General features: G+C 55.8%; 27 protein-coding genes and 1 pseudogene. 22 read left to right on the top strand and 6 right to left on the bottom strand.

Translation table 11 applies throughout. From position 1 onward, the window contains the following. The 3 genes from ACTVIM_RS11815 (at position 1) to pstB (ending at position 4,677) form a co-directional block, all read left to right on the top strand. Positions 1-1,293, top strand: coding sequence for an MFS transporter (locus tag ACTVIM_RS11815; RefSeq protein WP_445612707.1), 1,293 nt, complete (start codon positions 1-3; stop codon positions 1,291-1,293). 78 nt (positions 1,294-1,371) lie between these two features. Beyond that, entirely contained in the window at positions 1,372-3,468 is a 2,097-nt protein-coding gene (locus ACTVIM_RS11810) for a peptidoglycan D,D-transpeptidase FtsI family protein (protein WP_445612706.1), read from the top strand. A gap of 390 nt (positions 3,469-3,858) precedes the next feature. Beyond that, positions 3,859-4,677, top strand: coding sequence for a phosphate ABC transporter ATP-binding protein PstB (pstB, locus tag ACTVIM_RS11805; protein ID WP_445612705.1), 819 nt, complete (start codon positions 3,859-3,861; stop codon positions 4,675-4,677). Positions 4,678-4,908: 231 nt separating this feature from the next. On the opposite strand, the gene ACTVIM_RS11800 is transcribed toward pstB, so the two are convergent. Together ACTVIM_RS11800 and ACTVIM_RS11795 are read right to left on the bottom strand one after the other, a co-directional pair. Continuing rightward, on the bottom strand, positions 4,909-5,346 hold the full coding sequence (locus ACTVIM_RS11800) for an aminodeoxychorismate lyase (RefSeq protein ID WP_445612704.1): 438 nt from the start codon (positions 5,344-5,346) through the stop codon (positions 4,909-4,911). Next, on the bottom strand, positions 5,343-5,693 hold the full coding sequence (locus ACTVIM_RS11795) for a sigma factor-like helix-turn-helix DNA-binding protein (protein ID WP_445612703.1): 351 nt from the start codon (positions 5,691-5,693) through the stop codon (positions 5,343-5,345). Before ACTVIM_RS11795 ends, ACTVIM_RS11800 begins: the two co-directional genes overlap by 4 nt. Before the next feature lie 152 nt (positions 5,694-5,845). Between ACTVIM_RS11795 and rpmG the strand changes: the two genes are divergently transcribed. The 5 genes from rpmG to ACTVIM_RS11770 all read left to right on the top strand — a co-directional run bounded on the left by rpmG (position 5,846) and on the right by ACTVIM_RS11770 (position 8,403). After that, the gene (rpmG, locus tag ACTVIM_RS11790) at positions 5,846-5,995 is read left to right on the top strand and encodes a 50S ribosomal protein L33 (RefSeq protein ID WP_008879868.1); all 150 of its coding nucleotides are present in this window, start codon (positions 5,846-5,848) and stop codon (positions 5,993-5,995) included. 48 nt (positions 5,996-6,043) lie between these two features. Continuing rightward, positions 6,044-6,613, top strand: a complete 570-nt coding sequence (locus ACTVIM_RS11785; protein WP_445612702.1) for a 5-formyltetrahydrofolate cyclo-ligase — start codon at positions 6,044-6,046, stop codon at positions 6,611-6,613. 195 nt (positions 6,614-6,808) lie between these two features. Continuing rightward, positions 6,809-6,988 carry a hypothetical protein gene (locus ACTVIM_RS11780; protein WP_033018975.1) on the top strand — a complete coding sequence of 60 codons (180 nt, stop codon included), beginning with the start codon at positions 6,809-6,811 and terminating at the stop codon, positions 6,986-6,988. Between the two features lie 123 nt (positions 6,989-7,111). After that, entirely contained in the window at positions 7,112-7,234 is a 123-nt protein-coding gene (locus tag ACTVIM_RS11775) for a hypothetical protein (RefSeq protein WP_445612701.1), read from the top strand. A gap of 8 nt (positions 7,235-7,242) precedes the next feature. Next, on the top strand, positions 7,243-8,403 hold the full coding sequence (locus ACTVIM_RS11770) for a rhomboid family intramembrane serine protease (protein ID WP_445614355.1): 1,161 nt from the start codon (positions 7,243-7,245) through the stop codon (positions 8,401-8,403). Here the strand turns inward: ACTVIM_RS11770 and ACTVIM_RS11765 are convergent. Then, positions 8,400-9,269: a hypothetical protein gene (locus tag ACTVIM_RS11765; protein WP_033018977.1), complete on the bottom strand. Its 870-nt coding sequence runs from the start codon at positions 9,267-9,269 to the stop codon at positions 8,400-8,402. The two genes, ACTVIM_RS11770 and ACTVIM_RS11765, sit on opposite strands and share 4 nt — an antisense overlap. Positions 9,270-9,342: 73 nt before the next feature. Here ACTVIM_RS11765 and ACTVIM_RS11760 point away from each other — a divergent pair. The 4 genes and pseudogenes from ACTVIM_RS11760 to ACTVIM_RS11745 all read left to right on the top strand — a co-directional run. After that, positions 9,343-9,594, top strand: a pseudogene (locus ACTVIM_RS11760) (spore germination protein); the annotation flags it as partial. Positions 9,595-9,725: 131 nt separating this feature from the next. Then, the gene (locus tag ACTVIM_RS11755; RefSeq protein WP_033018979.1) at positions 9,726-9,938 is read left to right on the top strand and encodes a YqgQ family protein; all 213 of its coding nucleotides are present in this window, start codon (positions 9,726-9,728) and stop codon (positions 9,936-9,938) included. Between the two features lie 7 nt (positions 9,939-9,945). Further along, complete coding sequence (locus ACTVIM_RS11750) at positions 9,946-10,899, top strand: ROK family glucokinase (RefSeq protein WP_445612700.1); 954 nt, start codon at positions 9,946-9,948, stop codon at positions 10,897-10,899. A gap of 97 nt (positions 10,900-10,996) precedes the next feature. Beyond that, positions 10,997-12,160, top strand: a complete 1,164-nt coding sequence (locus tag ACTVIM_RS11745; RefSeq protein WP_445612699.1) for a M14 family metallopeptidase — start codon at positions 10,997-10,999, stop codon at positions 12,158-12,160. A gap of 33 nt (positions 12,161-12,193) precedes the next feature. On the opposite strand, the gene ACTVIM_RS11740 is transcribed toward ACTVIM_RS11745, so the two are convergent. Then, a complete protein-coding gene (locus ACTVIM_RS11740) occupies positions 12,194-12,370 on the bottom strand; it encodes a DUF2759 domain-containing protein (RefSeq protein WP_033018983.1) in 177 nt (58 codons plus the stop codon). 239 nt (positions 12,371-12,609) lie between these two features. On the opposite strand from ACTVIM_RS11740, the gene ACTVIM_RS11735 reads away from it, so the two are divergent. Together ACTVIM_RS11735 and ACTVIM_RS11730 are read left to right on the top strand one after the other, a co-directional pair. Further along, positions 12,610-13,242, top strand: coding sequence for an MBL fold metallo-hydrolase (locus tag ACTVIM_RS11735; RefSeq protein WP_445612698.1), 633 nt, complete (start codon positions 12,610-12,612; stop codon positions 13,240-13,242). 316 nt (positions 13,243-13,558) lie between these two features. Next, the gene (locus ACTVIM_RS11730) at positions 13,559-14,686 is read left to right on the top strand and encodes a class I SAM-dependent methyltransferase (protein ID WP_445612697.1); all 1,128 of its coding nucleotides are present in this window, start codon (positions 13,559-13,561) and stop codon (positions 14,684-14,686) included. Positions 14,687-14,989: 303 nt separating this feature from the next. Here the strand turns inward: ACTVIM_RS11730 and ACTVIM_RS11725 are convergent, their stop codons facing one another. Next, the gene (locus ACTVIM_RS11725; RefSeq protein ID WP_033018986.1) at positions 14,990-15,232 is read right to left on the bottom strand and encodes a DUF2626 family protein; all 243 of its coding nucleotides are present in this window, start codon (positions 15,230-15,232) and stop codon (positions 14,990-14,992) included. A gap of 136 nt (positions 15,233-15,368) precedes the next feature. Beyond that, a complete protein-coding gene (locus ACTVIM_RS11720; protein ID WP_445612696.1) occupies positions 15,369-16,058 on the bottom strand; it encodes a helix-turn-helix transcriptional regulator in 690 nt (229 codons plus the stop codon). Positions 16,059-16,258: 200 nt separating this feature from the next. Here ACTVIM_RS11720 and comGA point away from each other — a divergent pair, with 200 nt between their 5' ends. The 8 genes from comGA to ACTVIM_RS11680 all read left to right on the top strand — a co-directional run bounded on the left by comGA (position 16,259) and on the right by ACTVIM_RS11680 (position 20,644). Next, a complete protein-coding gene (gene comGA / locus ACTVIM_RS11715; RefSeq protein ID WP_033844961.1) occupies positions 16,259-17,329 on the top strand; it encodes a competence type IV pilus ATPase ComGA in 1,071 nt (356 codons plus the stop codon). Beyond that, positions 17,326-18,354, top strand: coding sequence for a competence type IV pilus assembly protein ComGB (comGB, locus tag ACTVIM_RS11710; RefSeq protein WP_445612695.1), 1,029 nt, complete (start codon positions 17,326-17,328; stop codon positions 18,352-18,354). Before comGA ends, comGB begins: the two co-directional genes overlap by 4 nt. 170 nt (positions 18,355-18,524) lie before the next feature. Further along, positions 18,525-18,821, top strand: a complete 297-nt coding sequence (gene comGC, locus ACTVIM_RS11705) for a competence type IV pilus major pilin ComGC (protein WP_033018995.1) — start codon at positions 18,525-18,527, stop codon at positions 18,819-18,821. After that, a complete protein-coding gene (gene comGD / locus ACTVIM_RS11700; RefSeq protein ID WP_033018996.1) occupies positions 18,805-19,248 on the top strand; it encodes a competence type IV pilus minor pilin ComGD in 444 nt (147 codons plus the stop codon). The genes comGC and comGD overlap by 17 nt, the downstream gene beginning before the upstream one ends. After that, positions 19,232-19,558: a hypothetical protein gene (locus ACTVIM_RS11695; protein WP_033018997.1), complete on the top strand. Its 327-nt coding sequence runs from the start codon at positions 19,232-19,234 to the stop codon at positions 19,556-19,558. The genes comGD and ACTVIM_RS11695 overlap by 17 nt, the downstream gene beginning before the upstream one ends. After that, a complete protein-coding gene (gene comGF, locus ACTVIM_RS11690; RefSeq protein ID WP_445614354.1) occupies positions 19,495-19,977 on the top strand; it encodes a competence type IV pilus minor pilin ComGF in 483 nt (160 codons plus the stop codon). Before ACTVIM_RS11695 ends, comGF begins: the two co-directional genes overlap by 64 nt. 54 nt (positions 19,978-20,031) lie before the next feature. After that, a complete protein-coding gene (gene comGG / locus ACTVIM_RS11685; RefSeq protein WP_445612694.1) occupies positions 20,032-20,421 on the top strand; it encodes a competence type IV pilus minor pilin ComGG in 390 nt (129 codons plus the stop codon). A 40-nt stretch (positions 20,422-20,461) separates the two neighbouring features. Next, on the top strand, positions 20,462-20,644 hold the full coding sequence (locus tag ACTVIM_RS11680) for a YqzE family protein (RefSeq protein WP_144975404.1): 183 nt from the start codon (positions 20,462-20,464) through the stop codon (positions 20,642-20,644). Positions 20,645-20,690 lie beyond the last annotated feature (46 nt).

The following is a 20,690-nucleotide window of genomic DNA, read 5'->3' as shown; positions in this document are numbered from 1 at the left end:
ATGTCATTGTTCGAAAAATTGCTGGGTCAAGAACGGGTCGACCGTGATTTGCTGTTGCTTCTTTGTATCGGCGGGTTTTATGCGCTTGCTGTCTCGCTGTCCAATACGTTTGTCAACATTTATTTATGGAAACAGACCGGCGATTTCCGCGATTTGGCGTTGTATAATTTGGCGGTCGTCACGATGCAGCCGCTGACGTTTCTATTCGCCGGCCGGCTGGCGAAACAAATCGATCGCATTCTCATCCTGCGGCTTGGGGTGTCGTGTTTGGCCGTTTTTTTTGTCACCGTTTTGTTCGTCGGCCCGAAAGCGCATCAATATTTGCTCGTTCTCGGCGCGCTGTTGGGGGTTGGTTATGGCTTTTATTGGCTGGCGTTTAACGTGTTGACGTTTGAAATTACGGAGCCGGAAACGCGCGACTTTTTTAACGGTTTTTTCGGAGTGCTCACCTCGTCAGCCGGCATGATCGGACCGATTGTCGCCGGCTATGTGATTTCATCGCTCGCCGGCCAAAAAGGGTATACGCTCGTTTTTTCGCTGTCGCTTGGCTTGTTTCTTGTCGCCGTGCTGCTCAGCTTCTTTCTCAAGCGCCGTACAGCGGCGGGAAACTATTTGTTTCTTCGCATTGTAAAGGAACGAACCCAAAATGAGAATTGGCGGTTGATTACAAACGCCCATTTTTTTCAAGGGCTGCGTGAAGGGTCGTTTGTATTTGTCATCTCCGTGCTGGTGTATGTCACCTCAAACAGTGAATGGGCGCTCGGCAAGTACGGGCTTGTCAATTCTTTTACATCGTTTGTCGCCTACTATGCCGTTTCCCGGCTAATGAAGCAGGAATATCGGATGAAAGCCATTTTGTTGGGCGGACTGTTGCTCTATGCGGCCATCTTTCTCATTGTCTTTCAGCCGTCTTACCCCCGTTTGATCATTTACGCCGTGACGATCGCCATCGCTTATCCGATTTTGCTCGTTCCCTATTCGTCGTTAACATTTGATGTAATCGGGAGAAGCTGGAAATCGGCGGAGGCGCGCGTGGAGTATATCGTCGTCCGTGAACTGTTTTTAAACGCCGGACGGGTGGTGTCGATTTTAGCCTTTTTGACGGCGGTGGCTTTGTTTGGCGAGAAGAACGGAATTCGTGCGCTTATGTTCGTATGCGGGGCTGGACATCTCGTGATTTACTGGTTCGTCCGCCGCATTCGTTTCACCGATGGCCAATCGGAGCGGGACCGGCCGGAGCCGCTCTTGTTTCGGACGAAGCTGGCCGATGAGCGCGGCGGCTCATCGGTGTAAAACGTTGTCCATGTTTTTCCCTAGCCACGCCTGCTTTTTTCTTTTACAATAGGGAAGAGGAGAAAGGAGGACCGGGGAATGAAACGGAAGAAGCGGGCGCAAGTGCCGATTCGGTTAAACGTTTTATTTTTCTTTGTCTTTTTATTGTTTTCGGCGCTGATTTTGCGCCTCGGCGTCGTGCAGATTGTGTACGGGGAAGACTACCGCCGCGAAGTGGAACGAACGCAGGATGAAGTGGTCAGCACGCCGGTGCCGCGCGGCAAAATTTACGACCGGTTCGGCCAAGTGATCGTCGACAATACGCCACAAAAGGCGATAACGTACACGCGCTCCAAAACGACACAGCCGGAAGAAATTTTGGCGGTGGCCAGAAAACTCGCCCGCTATATCGACATTCCGGACGCCGAAAAAAAGGTGACCGAGCGCGACATGAAAGATTATTGGATTTTGACTCATCCCAAAGAAGCGAAACAGAAAGTGAATGAACAAGAACGGAAAAAACTTGCTGACCAAGGATGGACGCAAAAAGAGATCGACAAAAAGGTGTACGAATGGACGCTTGAGCGCATCACCAAGCAGGACTTGGCACAAATCTCTAAATCCGAACTTGAAGTGATCGCCATTATGCATGAGATGCAGAGCGGCTATGCGCTGACGCCGCAGACGGTGAAAAGCAAAGGAGTGACCGATCGCGAATACGCGGTCGTCAGCGAGCATTTAAGCGAGCTGCCCGGCGTCAACACGACGGTGGATTGGGATCGGAAATACGTCTATGATAAAACGTTCCGCTCCGTGCTCGGGAGCGTGACGGAAGAAGACGAAGGTGTCCCGCGCGAGCGGCTTGACTATTTTTTGGCACGCGATTACAGCCGCAATGACCGCGTCGGCAAAAGCTATTTAGAAATGCAGTATGAGGAAGTGCTGCACGGCAAAAAGGCCAAAATGAAAAACGTCGTCGACAAATCGGGCAACGTCGTTTCCGTTGAGCCATTGTATCCAGGCGAGCCCGGCAAAGACCTCGTGTTGACGATCGATGCCGAGCTGCAGCAACAAGTCGAGCAAATTATTGAGCAGGAGATTTTGGCCACGAAGCGCAAAGGCCGCTCCCCGCTCTTGGACCGGGCGTTCGTCGTCATGATGAATCCCAAAACGGGCGAAGTGTTGGCGATGGCCGGCAAGCTTCTTAAAGACGGCAAATTTGTCGACTTTGCCATCGGCAACATCACATCAGCTTACGCGATGGGGTCGGCGGTAAAAGGCGCGACCGTTCTCACCGGCTTTCAAACGGGCGTGCTCCATCCGAATACGTATATTAAGGATGAGCCGCTTTATATCTACCAAACTCCAGAAAAAAAATCATGGAAAACGATGGGGACCATTAACGAGCTGACCGCTCTGAAACAATCGTCGAACGTCTATATGTTTAAAACGGCGATCGCCATCGGCGGCGGTGTGTATCGTCCGCATCAGCCGCTTCACCTCAATCCGGCCGCGTTTACGACAATGCGCCATTATTTCAGCCAATTCGGGTTGGGTGTGAAAACCGGCATCGACTTGCCGAACGAATTGAGCGGTTTTCAAGGGCAAAGCAAGCTGCCAGGATTTCTGCTTGACTTGGCGATCGGCCAGTACGACATGTATACGCCGATGCAGATGGCGCAATACGTTTCGACGATCGCCAACGGCGGCTACCGGATGAAGCCGCTTTTGGTCAAAGAAATTCGTGAGCCATCGGCTGATGGAAAAGAACCTGGCCGCGTCATCAAAGAATTTGAGCCGGTCGTTTTAAACCGCGTCGATATGAAAACCGAGTACATTGAACGGGTGCGGGAAGGATTCCGCCGCGTCATGCAAGAGCCGGGAGGAACGGCGTATTCGTATTTCGCCAACGCCCCGTACAAGCCGGCTGGCAAAACCGGGACGGCCGAAGCGTTTTATGACGGCCCGATCCAAAGCCGGCGCCAAGCTTCGACGTACAATTTGACGCTCGTCGGCTATGCCCCGTATAACAATCCAGAAGTATCGTTTGCGGTTGTCGTCCCGTGGGCGACGCAAGGGAATAGCGACGGCATTAACAACCGCATCGGCCGCCGCATTTTGGATGCTTACTTTGAACTGAAAATGAAACGGACGGCCGTTCAGCCGGACGAGGCGACCGGCACGGTGCAACCGTAAAGCGAACGGGAAGGCGCAGCGCCGTTCGTTTCAAGGAAACCAACACCGGCGGGAAACAAAAGGGACAAGGGACGGGAGAGGGGGCTCCATTGAGCGAGCCCCTTTCTTTCTGCCATCCGGTCGCGCCCGTCTTGACGGTAGGGTCACCTGATCGTCCGCTTCTCGTGTCGAACGTTTACAAAAACTTAACATACTGTCCATATGCTCTTTATATTGCTCCTGTACACTCATCGATAGGATGGAACAATCGTGTGCGCTAGCAACAACGGCGAAGCGAGAGTGTGTGATCAGTCCGTTCGTCGCTGATGGTGCTTTTGCTCGTACGATGAACGATGGGAAGCGGAAGATAGGTCTGCGAGAACGGCGAAAATCGAACAAGGAGTGACCCCCATGAGTGTAGTGACGGTCATCGAACCGCGCAAACAGGCGGTTCGGGCTGCTGACGAGGCGAAAAAAACGGTCGTATATGAAACCGGGCGATTGAACGTATGGTACGGCGCCCATCAGGCCTTGAAACAAATCGATCTTTCATTTTATGAACGGGAGATCACGGCGCTAATCGGTCCGTCTGGATGCGGCAAGTCTACCTATATTAAAACGTTGAACCGCATGATTGAACTTGTGCCCAACGCGAAAATTGAAGGGGACGTCATCTACCGGGGCCGTTCGATTTTTGATCGCTCGTATCCGGTTGAACAGCTGCGGGCGCAAGTCGGCATGGTCTTTCAGAAGCCGAATCCGTTTCCTAAGTCCATTTATGACAATATTGCCTATGGTCCACGCATTCACGGCATCCGCGATCGGCGTCGGCTCGATGAAATCGTTGAAAAAAGCTTGCGCCAAGCCGCGCTTTGGGAGGAAGTCAAAGACCGGCTCCATGAAAACGCCCTCGGCTTGTCGGGCGGCCAACAGCAGCGGCTCTGCATCGCCCGCTGTTTGGCGGTCGAACCGGACGTCATTTTAATGGATGAGCCGACGTCGGCGCTCGATCCGGTCTCGACCGCGAAAATCGAAGAATTGATGAACGAACTGAAAACCAACTACAGCATTATCATTGTGACCCATAATATGCAGCAGGCGGCTCGCATTTCCGATCGCACGGCATTTTTCCTCAACGGCGAAGTCATTGAGTGCGGCGAGACAGCGACCTTGTTTTCCCGCCCTGCCGATCCGCGGACAGCGGATTATATCGCCGGCCGCTTCGGCTGAAAAAAACGTTTATCGGCCAAAACAGGCGAAACGATGTGGCGCGTGTGGTCATCGCCGTGATCGGGAAGGCCGGAGTCGGTGTGGCGCCGGTTTTTCCTTTCAGTCACCGCTCTGGTAAGGGAGGGCGTGATCGCGCCGCGGCAAACGAAAAAGGCTGGTTCCGAAACGCGCTCAAGTTTCGGACCAGCCCTTTGTTGTCTTCGTGACGGTGCTGATGAAAGACGCCGATTTTTACGGTCCGGCAATCAGGCGGCTGATCGCCGCATAATCCATATCGCTGCGCACGGTGTAGGTGCCGGGGCGGATCGAGCGCGCCAGCCCCCGTTGTTGCAAATAGTCGTTAAACGAGCGGGCGCTATCAATGACGCCCGCCGATTCAAGCTCTTTGGCAAAAGACTCTGGGGTGTCGCCTTTCTCAATGACGAGGCGGTACACATAAACGGTTTGCCTTGATGGCTTCGGCGTTGGAGTGGCTGCCACTTTTCGCCCGGTGCGCCGCAGCTGGTCATACTCGTCTTTGGCGATGGCGATCAGCCCATGCTGCTTGAGAAACGCCTTGACTTCCTGCTCCGTGGGCGGCGTTGGGGGCGACAAATAGTAGGCGGCGCCGATGAGCGATGCCGAGGCGAGCAAGCCAAGGGCAAACGAGCGCATCGTCCGCTTTCTCATCGCTGCAGCCTCCTTACCGCCCGCTCTACCTCGGAAACGGTTAAGCCGGTTTGCGCGGCGATGTCTTCGAGCGGAAACCCTTGTTTATGCAAAAGCAAAATACGGCGATCGGTCGGCGACAGCGCTCCGCCGCGGCGGGGCGAAGCCGGACGCCGGCGCTCGGGGATGAGCAGCTCTTCCTCGATGACTTGCAGCCGCTTTTTGATTTGGTACGTTTCTTGGGCGAGTGAAACGGTCAGCTGGTCGATTTGTTCTTCGAGCGGTTTTAATTCGTCTTTGGCAAAAACCGAAATGATGAGCAAAACCATGGATAAGGCCGCCAAAGCGACGATTGCGTATTCTACCATCGTCCATCCCTCCCTTTTCACTATATCATATCGCTCCTTGTTTGTGGCTGGTCTTGTTGAAAAAGATGAAATTTAGAGGTGGAAATCGTCGCGGAAAAATGCTATCATAGAAAGGTCTGATTATATATAAAGCACGTTTGGAGGGAAAAAAGATGCGCGTGAACATTACATTGGCATGCACCGAATGCGGCGAACGCAATTACATTTCGTCCAAAAATAAACGCAACAATCCAGAGCGTCTGGAACTGAAAAAATATTGCCCGCGGGATCGCAAAGTAACGTTGCACCGTGAAACGAAGTAAGCAGTGGGAAGGTCATTCCTGCTGCTTTTTCTGTTAGGAGGGAAAGCGATGATCGATAAGCAGCACTTGCGCCGCTTGATGCTCGGCCGGCTTCGGCAGCTTCCGCTCGAGGAAAAACGGGCTTATGACCGGCGGATTGCCGCCTATTTGTACGAGTGGCCGCCATGGCAGCGGGCGCGGACGTTGGCTTTGACCGTAGCTAGAGGAACGGAAGTGGCCACGGCGCCGATCATCGAGCGGGCGTGGCAGGAAGGGAAAACGGTTGCTGTGCCAAAATGCGACCCGCTGACAAAAACGATGACGTTTCGGCGCCTTGCGTCGTTTGCCCAGCTCGAGAAGGCGTATGCTGGATTGCTCGAGCCGATCGAAGAACAAACAGCAGCGATCGACCGCGATGAGCTTGACCTCATCCTCGTTCCGGGGGTATGTTTCACGAAAACCGGCTACCGGATCGGTTATGGGGGCGGGTATTACGACCGGTATTTGCCGGGGGTGGCGGCGGTGACGGCGGCGTTGGCTTATTCGTTTCAAATTTTGGACCGTATTCCGGTTGAAGCGCATGATGTGCCGGTGACGGCGATCATTACTGAACAAGGAGTGATGTCGTGTGGGCAATGAAGGCTGGTGGTATGCGTTAGTGGCGGCTGTAGCCGCCGGCGCTGGCTGGACAATGATGCGCTCAATGTCTTGTCGGTCGCCGGCGCGGTGCTCGCCGCCACGTTTGTGCTCGTGCGCTGCTAGGGGTGTTTCATAATTCGAGAGAAAAAGGGAAAAAGAATAACGAACAGCTCATATGATGAAGGGGGAACAACAATGCACAAATGGTCGTACTCGCTGCTGGCCGTTGCCGCCGGGTGGCTTGCTTACCGTTACCGCTACCGGATGGTCAATTGGGCGCTCGGCATTCCGCCGCTGCGAAAGCAGGTGGTTCGTTGGGCGCTTCAGATTCCAACGGTGCGTAGGGCGGTTGTGTCGCAAATGATGCGCCCGTGAGGCAGCGATGAAAGGGAAACGATTTTTCATTGTAGAAATCAGCGGCCATCCGAGCAGCGGGTACATGTCCGCGACTCGTGGAAGCTGGATGTAGAGGGCGCGCTTGGCGCCGGCTGGGAGGTTGTGTATTTTTGGTCCCGGCAACCGGCTCCCGCCGGCTCGTCTGTCCCGGTCACGGTCGGCGAGCTGGCCGCCCTGCTGCTCAATGGGCTTGGCCTCGTTGGAGAAAGGGAGAGGGGAACGTGATCGGAACGATGGATGTATTGTTTTGGCAGCTCGTTCATCTTTTGCTTCGTGATGGCTACCGCATCGCGCAGCTGTCTGAACGCGGCGATGAAATATGGCTCGAATCGGGGCATTGGCGGCGGCCGACGCTTGTCCGCCTCGTGCGTGCCGATTTCGACTGGAGCCGGTCGCTGCGGCTCGATATCGAATACACATGGCAATTGATCCGGCAAATGAACGGGCGGAAAATCGGCAAAGGGGGCCGCGTCGTCAATGTATATGTGATGGCGTATCCGCCGGTGGATGATTGGGAATTTCTTGTTTCCAAGCCGTTGCCGCTTCCCGGCGCTGCCGATGGTGGGTTTGAAACGCTTTTGATTCATAGCGGCAACGCAGATGAGATGCTGCTGCGCCTTGGCGATCTCATCGGCGTTTCGCTTCGCCCGCAACCGCTTGCTGAAGAAGCTGATCCGTTTGCCGTCGCCGAACGTCTCAAACATGAGGTGCTGACGGAATGGCGCCGCCAGCGGGAGGAAGAGCGGCGCCTCTTTGACTATGGCAAGCCGGTGTTCACGAAGCTGCTGATCATCGTGCAAGTCGCCATGTTTCTCGTTCTCGAATGGAGCGGGGGCAGCACGAATCCGGATGTATTGATTCACTACGGCGCCAAGTTCAACCCGCTCATTGAGGCGGGAGAATGGTGGCGATTTTTGACGCCGATGGTTTTGCATATTGGATTGCTGCATTTGTTGACCAATACGTTCGCCTTGTACTATTTAGGGATGACGGTCGAACGGTTGTATGGCTCGCTTCGCTTTTTGGTCATTTATATCACAGCCGGCTTTTTTGGCACGCTGGCCAGTTTTTTGTTTACGCCGTCGTTGTCCGCTGGGGCGTCTGGCGCCATTTTTGGGCTGTTTGGAGCGCTTCTTTATTTTGGCACGGTGTATCGGCATTTGTTTTTCCGGACGATGGGAATGAACGTCGTCAGCTTAATTGTCATCAACTTGCTCTTTGGCTTGCTTGTCCCCGGCATCGACAACGCCGGCCATATCGGTGGGCTCATCGGCGGTTTTTTGGCGGCTGGTGCTGTCCATTTGCCGAAACACGCCGCTTGGGGGCGGCAGTTTCGAGCGTTGGCTGCCGCCGTGCTGTTGGCCGCGGCTGGCTTATGGGTCGGGTTTCGTTAAGCCGCTTGGATGAGCATAATTTTATCGCCGTTTTGCGCCTCGAACAGGACGAGAATTTGCCGGTAATCTTTGCGGATCAAAATGAGCGGCATCGTGCTGCCGAGCGGTGAGAGGATGGAACCATCCTCTTTTTTTATGCCGAGAATGTACGATTTGTACAGCCCTTCCCATAGCCGGCCGATCATCGCCTCCGTTTTTGCAGGCGGCAGGCCGGGAAGCGGCTGCTCCGTGTAGGCGACCAGTTCCGGCAAATAAAGGGCGTAATAGTCGTCCTTCGCCAAGGAAAAATGGGCGAGCAACTCGTCCGCTTTGTGACGCAAAAACTCGTTCACTGCCTTGTTTAAGACGCGTTGCCACTCGCGTTCAGCCGCTGTTTTCGGCCGCCGGAACGAGGTGAGCGGGCGGTACGGTGAATCGATGACATACAAGTAGGCGCTTGACATGGCTTGGCTGCTTGTGATGTCGCTGTTTTTATGGAGCTCGGCGTGGTGGAATGAGACGGCTTGGAACAGGCGGCTGTCCTGCGTCCGCACCGTTTTTTCCATGTCGAGCGCCGCGGTATCCGTTTGCCACTTTGACAATACATCCGCTAGGCGGCCGTCGACAAACAACAAGGAAACGTCCTGCCGCAAATAGGCCGGGCGGTTGAGAATGGACATTGTTGCCCAGCGCAGCGCATAGCGGCCGCTCTGTTTTTTTTCGTTGAGCGTCAAAGAGGTTTTCGCTTCAGTGAACACGGCTTCACGGTCGAGCGGGAAAAATTTGATCGTCTCCGCCGTGCGGCTTCTCTCCCAAACGGAAGAGAGGAAAGCGGCGGCCCCGATCAAGATCACAAGCGCCATGGCGATCGTCGTCCGTCTGTTCATGGCCTCCTCCTAGAATCGGACAAGATTTCCACCAATATATGCATGAATCAGCACATTTATGTATGAAATTCCTTTGCAGCACGCCGAGGAATACCGGAACAAACCGATCGTCGGCGCGTATTTGCGGCTTGTCCGCTTTTTGGCTGTCTGGGCATCGGTGTTTTTGCTGCCGCGTTGGTATTTGTTCATGACGGGGCTGCTGCCGGAGCCGCTGCCGTTTTTAGGCAAGGCGAAATTAGGCGACATCCCGGTTTTTGCCCAGCTTCTTATGATTGAGATTGGGATTGATATGCTGCTCGCCGATGCCGCTGAAAAACCGGCGGCCGGCCATTCTTCACCCGCGCGATCCCGACCGGTGACGCAGGCGTTTTGAACAGCGCCTGCGTCCTTTTTTGTCTTGACGGCGGCCGATGTTTGCCGCTACATTAAAAGGGGGAAAAAGGAGTCGAACGAGCGATGAAAACGGTGTATGACGTACAACAGCTCCTGAAACAGTTTGGCACGATCATTTATGTCGGCGATCGACTCGCCGATTTAGAGCTGATGGAAGAGGAAGTGAAAGAGCTGTACGAATCGCAGCTGATCGATGTCAAACAACTGCAGGCCGCGCTGTTCGTTTTGCGGCATGAAGCGCAGCTGGAGCGGGAAAAACGAATGAAAAAAGGATGAGGCAACAATGGAACAATGGTTGGCAGGCATTGACCTTGGCGGCACGACCATCAAAATGGCGTTCGTCACGCTGGACGGCGACATTGTGCACAAGTGGGAAATTCCGACGAACAAGGCGGAGCGCGGCGCCCACATCGTCGCCGATATCGTCCGTTCGCTTCGCGAGAGACAGGATCAAGCCGGCGGTGGGAACGGACGGCTTTTGGCCATCGGCATCGGCGCGCCCGGACCGGTGGAAGAGAAAAGCGGAATGCTGTATGAAACGGTCAACTTAGGATGGACGAATTATCCGTTAAAACAAGAGCTCGAAGCGGCGACTGGCTTGCCGGTGGCGGTCGATAACGACGCCAACATCGCTGCGCTTGGGGAAATGTGGAAAGGAGCCGGCGGCGGCGCCCGCCATTTGTTATTTGTGACACTGGGAACCGGTGTCGGCGGCGGCGTCATCGCCAACGGGGCCATCGTGCGCGGGACGAACGGCGCCGGTGGAGAGATCGGCCACATGACGATGATTCCGGAGGGCGGCGCGCCTTGCAATTGCGGCAAAACCGGCTGTCTGGAAACGATCGCATCGGCGACGGGCATCGTGCGAATCGCCAGCGAAAAATTGGCCGTTGCCGAGCGGCCAAGCGTCCTGCACGGCGGAGATATGTCGGCCAAGGCGGTGTTTGATGCCGCCAAAGCGGGTGATCCGCTCGCCGTTGAGGTCGTTGACGAAGTGATGCGCTACCTTGGCTTGGCGTTGGCGAACGCGGCTGACGTCGTCAACCCGCAGAAAATCGTGATCGGCGGCGGCGTTTCGCGGGCGGGTGACATTCTCGTTGAGCGCGTGGCCCACCACTTTCGCCGATTTGCTTTCCCGCGCGTCGCCGCCGGAGCGGAGGTCGTTTTGGCGACGCTCGGCAATGACGCCGGCGTCATTGGTGGCGCTTGGCTGGCGAAAACGCTGATTGAGGGATAAACATGGCAACAGCTGGCTCACGGCCGGCTGTTGTTTTCATTTTTTGGCTCCCACCGACATATGCTGGAAATAAAGGAGTCGGAAGGGGAGACGGGGCATGCGCCTAGAAGCATGGTATGGCGACACATTTGAGCAATACGGCCGCTGGTTTTCGGTGCCGACTGAGCTGATCGTTGACGCCAATCCGCACATCAAGAAGCAGGGGCTTCAGCTAGGGCAGACGGTCGAAATCCCGGGCTATCGGACAATGGAGAAGTGGGACGCGCTCGCCCGCTGCTTGTCGCTGCCTGTTGAGGCGCTGCAACGGCTGCCGGGAGCGATGGCGGTCATCAATGGGGCAGCGCCGCTGCCGGAGCGAATATCGACCCGGGTCGTCCAGTGCATCCGTCCCTACGATTTTGCCGCCTTGACCGAAGATATCGACGCGCTCGTTGGCCATTATCCGTTTGTGCGCCGGCGAACGATCGGCCATAGTGTATTGGGGTTGCCGTTGGTGGAGCTGCAGATCGGCCGCGGTCCGGTGCGCGTGCATGTAAACGGATCATTTCACGCCAATGAATGGATTACATCCGCGGTGGTGATGGCGCTTATCGATGAGTACGTGCGGGCGCTTGTTCACGATGGTGAGCTTGCCGGCCGCCGCGCGCTTGACTATTATCATAAGATCACGCTTTCAGTCGTGCCGATGGTCAACCCGGACGGGGTCAACCTCGTCTTGAACGGTCCGCCGGCCGAGGAACCGCATCGGAGTGAGACCGTCCGCATCAACGGGGGGACATTGGATTTTTCGCAATGGAAAGCGAATATCCGCGGCGTCGACTTAAATAACCAATTTCCCGCCAACTGGGAAATTGAGCAGGCGCGCAAACTGCCAAAAGCGCCGGCGCCTCGCGATTTTCCCGGGTTTGCCCCGCTGACTGAGCCGGAAGCGAAAGCGATGGCGGCGCTGACGGAAGCAGAAGATTTTTGGATGGTGGTGGCGTTTCATACCCAAGGGAAGGAGATTTACTGGGGATATGAAGGGCTCGAGCCGCCGGAAGCGGAAGCGACCGTGAAGGAGATGGCGGCCGCGAGCGGCTATCAAGCGGTTCGCTACATTGACAGCCATGCCGGTTATCGCGATTGGTTCATTCAAACGCGGCGGCGGCGCGGCTATACGGTGGAACTCGGCGAGGGAACCAACCCGCTGCCGCTGTCGCAATTTGACGAGATTTACCGCGACAGCCTCGGACTGTTTAGCGCGCTGCTTCAAATGGCATAAAAAACGCAAGAGGCGATCCGGGCCTCTTGCGTTTCAGTGCATCCCTGTCGGAATTCCGTGATGGACGATCGTTTTGTACGTAAACCAACCGAATACAGCGATAGTCGCAAGGCTAAACAACAATCCAAGTACATTTTTTTCGCGCAATGTGCGGAATAATCCATAAATAGCCAAAAGCGTTACAAGCGCGAAAATAATGACCGTACCCATCTGTTTCCCCCCTTATGGCACAGTATGTACAAACGCTTTTCTTCTCCATTATTGTAGCCTTTTTTCCTTCGTTTGTCGAGGTCCATTCCCCTTTATTTTTTCCTTTGCTTGGGCGGAAAAAACGAGTAAAATAAAGCTAAAACATGCATACCATCGCTCCAATCAAGCCCGATGGATCAACGAGGTGAACCATCATTGAAATTGGCCATTCATTCATGCGAAACGAGGAGGGGACGACGATGAAGTGGACGCGCATTCCTGTCGGCCCGATTCAGGCGAATGCGTATCTTTTGACGGCGGAAGACGGTTCGTGCGTCATTGTGGATCCGGGAGCGGAAGGGGCGGCGCTCGTTCGGCACATCGAAGCAAGACAGCTCACTCCGCTGGCGGTTTTGCTGACGCATGCCCATTTTGACCATATCGGCGGCATCCCGGACGTGCTCGCTCGTTGGGAGATTCCCGTCTATGTCCACAAAAATGAAACGGAATGGCTGCCCGATCCAGCGTTGAACGGCTCCCTTTATTTCGGGAGCTCGATCGCGGTCCGCTGCGCGCCGATCAGCTTGCAAGGGCCGCTGCCGCTAACGATCGGTCCGTTTGCCTTTGACGTCCGCGAAACGCCCGGCCATTCGCCAGGCAGTGTTTCGTACTATTGCCCGGCGGCGCAAATCGTTTTTTCCGGCGATGCGCTGTTTGCCGGGAGCATTGGTCGCACCGATTTGCCGGGCGGCGATCATCAGCAGCTGCTCAAAAGCATCCATGATCAATTGCTGACGCTGCCGGAGGAGACGGTCGTTTTGTCGGGGCACGGGCCTGAGACGACGATTGGCGCGGAAATGGATACGAATCCGTTTTTGCACGGTTTTTCATGACCGCATCCAGCGATTCTCCCGGCTCGCGGGAAAGCGGGAGCGTGTTCGTCGGCGCGTTGCCGCCGGCTGCCGGCGTGCTTCCCTCCCCTCATTCGTTCGGGGCTGGCGGTGGAAAGAGGTGACCGTCGGTGGAAACTAGCGGCCGCCTTGCTCCTCAAGACAAAAAACCCTTCCCGGCTGCGCCAAGAAGGGTTTTGGGGGATGTTCTACCCACAATTATGGGAGGGGATATCAATAAGCTGCTACTATAAACGATATACCATTGTTTTTACGATGTCAATAGGGAAAACAGCAACCGAAAAGGAAGGAAAAGGAAATGAATGAGCTGTATAAGGAAATTGCCGCGGCGCCTCATGGGCGCGTTTCGTATGCGGATTATATGGAGTTGGCTCTTTATGACGAACGGTTTGGCTACTACATGCGCGAGCGGACGAAAATCGGCAGGGAGGGCGATTTTTTGACGAACAGCTCGTTTGCGTCCGTGTTCGGGGAGGCGATCGCTTCGTTTTTGCTGCGGCTTGTCGAGAAAGGGGGGCTGCCGCCAGCCGTTTGTGAATGGGGGGGAGGCGATGGACGGTTGGCCTTGGCCATTTTGCAAGCATGGAAACGAAAAAGTCCAGCTACATACAAAGACCTTTCGTACACGATCATCGACCGAAGCCCGTTCCATCGCCGGCGACAGCAGGAAACGTTGCAGCCGCTTTCGGACCGCGTGCGGCAATACCGCGATATGGCCGGCTGGCTCGACGCGTGTGGGCCGTTTTCCGGCATCGTGTTTTGCAATGAGTTTTTCGATGCGTTTCCTGTCCGGGTCATTGAAAAGCGGAACGGGGTTTTGTACGAGTGTTTCGTCGCCGCCCGCGACGGTCGACTTGTCGAGGAAACGGTGCCGCTCGACGATGCGGCGATCATCGAGGACTTGCAGGAGCGCGGCTTCTCCTTGGCTGAAGGCCAGCGCTTTGAAGTGCCGCTCGCGTTGAAACAGTTTTGGGCGGAAGTCGGCCCGCGCTTTCGCCGCGCGGCCATGGTGGCCATCGATTACGGATGGACGGATGAACAGCTTCGTGCTCCGGCCCGGCGGGGAGGGAGCTTGCGCGGTTATGTTCGGCACCGGTTGGTCCCCGATCCGCTCCGCCATCCCGGGGAGATGGATTTGACGTCCCACGTGCATTGGGATGCGCTCCGCTTATACGCTCGGAAGGCCGGTTGGGAAGAAGTGGCGTTCGTCCGCCAAGATCGGTTTTTAGTAACGGTCGGGTTGTTGGACGAATGGGGTCGTTCGGAAGGGGCCGGGTTGTTTTCGTCGTCGACTCGGCGGCATCGGGTCATGCGCTCGCTGATCGCCGATGACGGAATCAGCCGCTTTTTCGATGTGCTCATGATGCAGAAAGGCATCAAGCTGCCCAGCTCAGAACTTTGGGCGGCTCCGGAGTTTCTCGCTTGACAAGAGCATGGGGAGGCGGATCGGCAGAACAGGGGCTGGATCGATCGCTATCAAACGAAAAATCGGAACTTCTTTATTGCAACTTCTATAGAAGCCGGTTCTTGCCTAACTCATTCTTCTCCAAAGGCGCCTTTGTAAAGGCGCTTTTATGTCCTCAGCCATTTCAGCGGTTTTTTCATCATCGTTTTCCTCGTTCCCGGAAAGCACAGCGGTATTTTTTTCAGTAAAAAATCCCCGTGGTAGCGGACCGATTCAGTTCTGTCCGCTAGCAGGGGGATTCCGCTCACATCGCCTGTCGCGTTTTTATTCGCCCATGCCGGGCACCATCATAAAGGTCGTCCAATACGTAAACGCGGCGAAGAAAATCGTCAAATACGCGCCGAAAATGTAAATGTACATTCTCTCGGTCAGTTTTAAAAAGCCGAGGAACAAGAAAAATATCGTTTGGCCAAAAAACAGGAGCGATGTCGTATGCATGTGGCCAAGGTAAAACATGACGGCGAAAATGCCGGTCCAAAAGGCAAGCACGCGGAACATGCGGTCCATTCGGTCTCCCTCCTTTGCTAGACAATCCCACCTTACTTATTATAATGTACAATGATTCGGAATGTAAATAACGCGTTCCGGCGCCGGCGCAAAAATTGCTGTTCGCCGCCCAGCGCGGGTGGAACGAAGCAGGCTGCTACGGGCGGATGGTGAGGCGATAACAGCAGCAGCGGCTACCTTTCATCATGTTTTCCGTTTCAATGAGGCGGGCATCGGCAAACAGCGCCTCAGCCATTCCCTCAAGAAAGGCGTGGTGCATGCCGCAAACCGTCTCCGGCTGTTTTTCGGCGATTTCTTTGAACGGGCAGTTGCAAAACTCGAAAGACATGGCTGTGTCCTTGACTTCACGGCGGGCTCGAGGGAGAAATCCGGCCGCTTCTGTCAGAAGGCGAATCTTTTCTTCCGAACGGAGCGCCGCGATAGTGTCGCTATGCGCTACGCGGTTGGCGATGTACTCGCGTCCGAACTCCTTTCCTGCTTCCCGCAGAACTTTCTGTCCGCTTGGCCCAAGCCCGACCAGCGTTTGAACGGCGATGTGGGCGAGGAGCTGGTAATCGCGGAACGGAAAACATAAGCTGATCACTTCATCCGACAGCCGATACCATCGGCTGGGCCGTCCTCCTTTTCCCGTTTTTTGCGTGTTTGAGACGATGAGGTTCACATCTTCCAGTTTTGTTAAGTGAAGACGAGCGACGTTCGGATGAATGCGAAATTGATCGGCGATTTCTTGCACCGAGACGTCGCGCCGGATGGTGGCCATATATTCGTAAATATGAAACCTCGTCGGGTCAGAGAGCACGCTTGTCATTTTCAGCGTTGGTTCCAACGGCGATCCCTCCTAAATAAAGCATTGATACAGTTATGATAATGAAATGGTCCAAGGCGCAAAATGATTTTTGTCACGGTTTGGAGCTGGCCAAGGAAATGTCAAAAAACGTTCACAAAAAATTTTTCATTCTTAGCAGGAAAACGGTTGATTCTTGTCGAAATAAACCAACATCCGAAATCGAAAGGAGGAATGGTGCACTGGAGCCGATTGAACAGATCGCTAGCCGTCTCCTTGCTGAGGCCGTGCGGCGCCGCGCTTCAGACCTCCATCTTGTCCCGCGCCGTTACGATGTCGTCGTTCGCCTCCGCCTTGACGGTAGGCTGACGGAGATTGGCACGCTGACAAAGGAGACAGCGGAACGGATCATCGTTCACTTTAAGTTTTTGGCCGGTATGGATATCGGGGAGCGACGCCGGCCGCAAAGCGGCGCCATGGAAGTGAATGAACAGGGGGAAACGGTGTATTTGCGCTTATCCACGCTCCCGACCCTCTACGATGAAAGCCTCGTCATCCGCCTGCTGCCGCAGCGTTTTTCGCTGCCGCTTCGCGAACTTTCCTTATTTTCGCATTCCACCGCGCGATTGATTTCTTTGATGCAGCAACCGCAAGGACTCGTCTTGCTGACCGGGCCGACCGGCTCCGGAAAAACGACGACGCTGTACACTCTCCTTGATTGGTGCCAAGCCAACAGACAACGCAATGTGATTACCCTTGAAGATCCTGTCGAAAAACGAAACGACCGGTTTTTGCAAGTGCAAATCAATGAAAAAGCGGGCATGACGTACGCGTCAGGGTTGAAAGCGGCGCTGCGCCACGATCCTGACGTGTTGATGGTCGGCGAGATCCGCGATCAAGATACGGCGGTGATCGCCGTCCGTTCCGCCCTGAGCGGTCATTTCGTCGTGTCCACGATGCACGCCGCCGATGCGGTCGGCGCTGTTTATCGGCTGCGCGAGTTTGGCGTTTCGCCTCGGGATTTGGCTGAGACGCTGCTTGCTGTTTCTGCCCAGCGCCTCGTTGAGCTCCGCTGTCCGTTGTGCGGCGACGCCTGCCACCTGTCATGCCGCCGCCTTGGGCGCCGGCGGCGAACCGCGATCCATGAACTGCTCTACGGCGCCGCGTTGGGCGAGGTGATCGATTCGCTCACTAGCGAAAGCCGAAAACGCCGCCCCGCTTACCTCACGCTGGCCCGCCTTGTCCGTAAAGGGATGGCTCTCGGCTACTTGCCGTCACGTACGCTGGAACTTGTCGGAGGGGATGAACGATGAGAAAAACAGCATGGCCGCCGGCCGAGCAGGCGTTGTTTTTCACTCGGCTTGGCCGGCTGCTCGAGCGGGGGTATCCGCTCGCACGAGCGCTTGAGTTTTTGGCCATTCAGTCTTCAGCGCCGCGCCGTTTGGAGCTGGAGCGTTGTTTGCAGCGGCTGCGCGATGGCTTGCCGCTGTCCGCCGCCATGGAGGCGCTGACCGTTGATCGCCTCGCCGTCAGCCTGCTCACGTTCGCCGAGCGGAATGGCGATTTGCCGCGCGGCCTGATGGAAGCGGGGGAAATGCTGACCCAGAAGGCGCGCTTCCAAGAGCAGCTGCGCCGCCTCACCCGCTATCCGCTTTTCCTCTTTCTCCTGCTGCTGGTCATGCTTGCGATCGTTGAATGGTGGTTGCTGCCGCAGTTTGAGCAGGCGGCCGCCTCGTTTTCCGCTCAACGCGGGCATACCGCTCAGCTGCTGAACGTGATCGCCCACTTCCCCACCGCACTGGCCGCTATCGCCTTGTTGGCAGCGCTCGCCGCTCTCATTTCCGCCGTTTGCCTTCGCCGCTGGCCATTATCTCGTCAACTCCACTGGATGCTGCGCATACCATGGTTCGCCTCCTTTCTGAAAATGTTCCTGACCCAACTTGTGGCGCGTCAGCTCGGGCGTTTGCTGCAAGCGGGGTTGTCTGTTTACGATGCGCTTGATGCGTTCAGCGAGCCGTCGTCCCCCTCGTTTTTGCAGATGGAAGGGCAGCGCATGCGCGACGGGCTGAGGCAAGGGCGGCCGCTTGATGAGCTGATCGGCGCCGCCCGCTGCTATGAGCCTGAGCTGGCGCTGGTCATCCGCCACGGCCAATCGAGCGGCGAGTTGGGGAAAGAGCTCGAGCATTACAGCGAATTTTTGCTGCAGATGATGGAACGGCGAATGGAATCGGCGTTGAAACGGGTGCAGCCTTTGCTGTTGGCGGTCGTCGGCTCAATGATTATCGGCTTGTATTTGGCGATTTTGCTGCCGATGTTTTCGATGTTGAGTGAATGGTGACGAGGTGCGCGATGAAGCGACACGATGTTCCCGCGTCTGGCGGCTGCTGGGAACGGGCGCCGCCATCCCCTCTTTCTCCTAAAAAAACGGGTTTTGTTCCGTCTCCTGTCCGTTCTTCTCAAAAGAATCCGTCCGTTGCTATATTCCAAATGAGGCGAGGAGGAGGAATCATGAAAGAAAAGGGATTCACCTTAATTGAAATGCTAATTGTCATGGCGGTGATTTCTGTCCTGCTCTTGATTGCCATTCCGAACATGACCAAACATAACAGCATGATCCAGTCGAAAGGATGTGAGGCGTTTTTGAACACCGTGCAAGCGCAAGTGAAGGCGTATGAAATGGAGTATCACCGCGTTCCGACCGTGCAGGAGCTGGTCGCTGCCCGTTATATTAAGTCCGACCGTTGTCCAAACGGACATGCCGTGCAAATCAGTGCGGATGGTGCTGTGAGTGAGAGCGGCTCGTAACGGCGGATTCACGCTGCTGGAAATGTTGATTGTGCTGACGGTCGTTTTGCTGCTGACGGGTTTGGCTGTTCCCGCGCTTGGCGGCGTCGTGCGCGAGCAAAACGAGATCCATATGCTCGCCGTGCTGCGCACCGATTTGTATAGCGCGCAGCAATACGCCTTAGCCCATCGGATGAAGGTCGCGGTCTTTTTTACGGAACGCGGCGCGGAGTACAAGGTGATCGAGGCAGCCAGCGGGCGGCAGGTCGCCGCCCGTTCTCTCCCGTCTCCATGGCGGTTTCAGCTAGTGACGCTGCGCAATCCGCTTGTCTTTACCGGCAACGGCAACATTGAAAGAGGAGGGACGGTTTGGGTGCAAGGAGTGAAGCAAAGCTATAAGCTGACGTTTTTGCTCGGGAAAGGAAGATTTTATGTGCAAAAAATGTAGCAAAGGCTTTTTGCTCGTGGAATCGCTGCTGGCGTTGTCGCTGCTTGGGCTGACCGCCGCCGGGTTTCTGCCGCTTCTTGTGCAGATCGCCGCCGAACGGCGCAATCTAGTTCTCGAAGAGCAGGCGGATCAGCTATTGACGGTCGCGATGTATGAACAGCCGCTTGTCGGGGAAGCGGTCGTGGTGGACGGACGAACGACGTTTCGGTTGCAAGGACGGGAGGAAGGAGAGAGAACGTGGCGCGTATGCGTGCGCTGGAACGATTACGTCGGCCGCGAGCGGGAGCGCTGCGGCTACAGCAAACGGTAGGAACAAGCGGGTTTACGTTGATCGAAGCGCTGGTTTCACTGCTGGTGGCGATCATGATCACCGCCGCTGTTCCGCTGCTTTTGTCCGCCCGCGTGCTAGGAACGGCGGCGATTGACGGGTTTTCGCCGCTTGAGTGGCGCTTGTTTTTGCAGCAGCTGCGGATCGAGATGAATGAAACAGAGCGCTGGTCGGTCGATGGGGACGTCTTCTATTTGCAAAAGTGGAGCGGTGAGACGGTCCGTTTTTTGCTCGCGACGCGGCGGGCGGAATTGATTCGCCAGGTGAACGGCGCCGGTTATGAAACGGCGCTTCGCCATGTGCGCGCCGTCTCTTATCGCGCCGGTGCCCGCGGCTTGTTCGTGACGGTGGTCGCTGACGATGGAACGGTTTGGGAGGCGTTTGTCGCCCGCGCGTTTTAGCGAGAAAGGCGACATTGGTCGTGAAAAAAACGTAGCGGCAAAAGAGGGGAGAAGATGGAACGGCAGGCAGGTGTCATTTTTCCGTTCATCGCCGTGGTGGCGATGCTGTTTTCGTGTGCTGTGGTGAACGCCTTGCTTCTGTATGAAGCGGAGCGGCAAGCGGCTGAGGCGGCCCGGCAGGCGGCAGAAGCGGAGGAGTTGGTGCAGATGGCGGTCGTTGATGTCAAAGCGCAGATCGCGGCAGCGTCGTTGTCGACGGCCGGGCAAGAAGGGGAATGGGCTTATCCGCGCGGCGTCGTTGTCTATCGCTGGGAAAGGAAAGACAAAACGAGCGTTCGGGTCGTGTTATCGATCCGCTCAACATCCGGGCTTCAGCGCGCGGTGACGTTCACCGTCGTGCTGCCGGCGCTCAATATTACGGAGTGGAGGGAGGGGAACGGTTAAAAAAGGAAGAAGGAGGGAAAACTGAAGTGGGAGGGATTCGATGGCTGTTAACGATTACGTCAAGTTTGTCACCCAACAGTTTGTCGCTTACATGGATATGCCGAAAGAGGAGCGAAGGAAGCGACGGCAATCGCGGAAACAAGAGCGCCCCCCGCTCTCGTACCATTTGTTTGGCATGGTTCCATTTTCGCTCCGTCTCTTATTTCGCCGCCGTGCGCGGTGAAAGTCCGCCGGCTGACTGCCGGCGGACTGATTTTGGTTGGGCGAGT

It is taken from the genome of Geobacillus sp. YF-1 (assembly GCF_052692335.1).
Note: the sequence above shows the minus strand (reverse complement) of the source record. Positions and strands in the feature narration are given on the sequence as shown.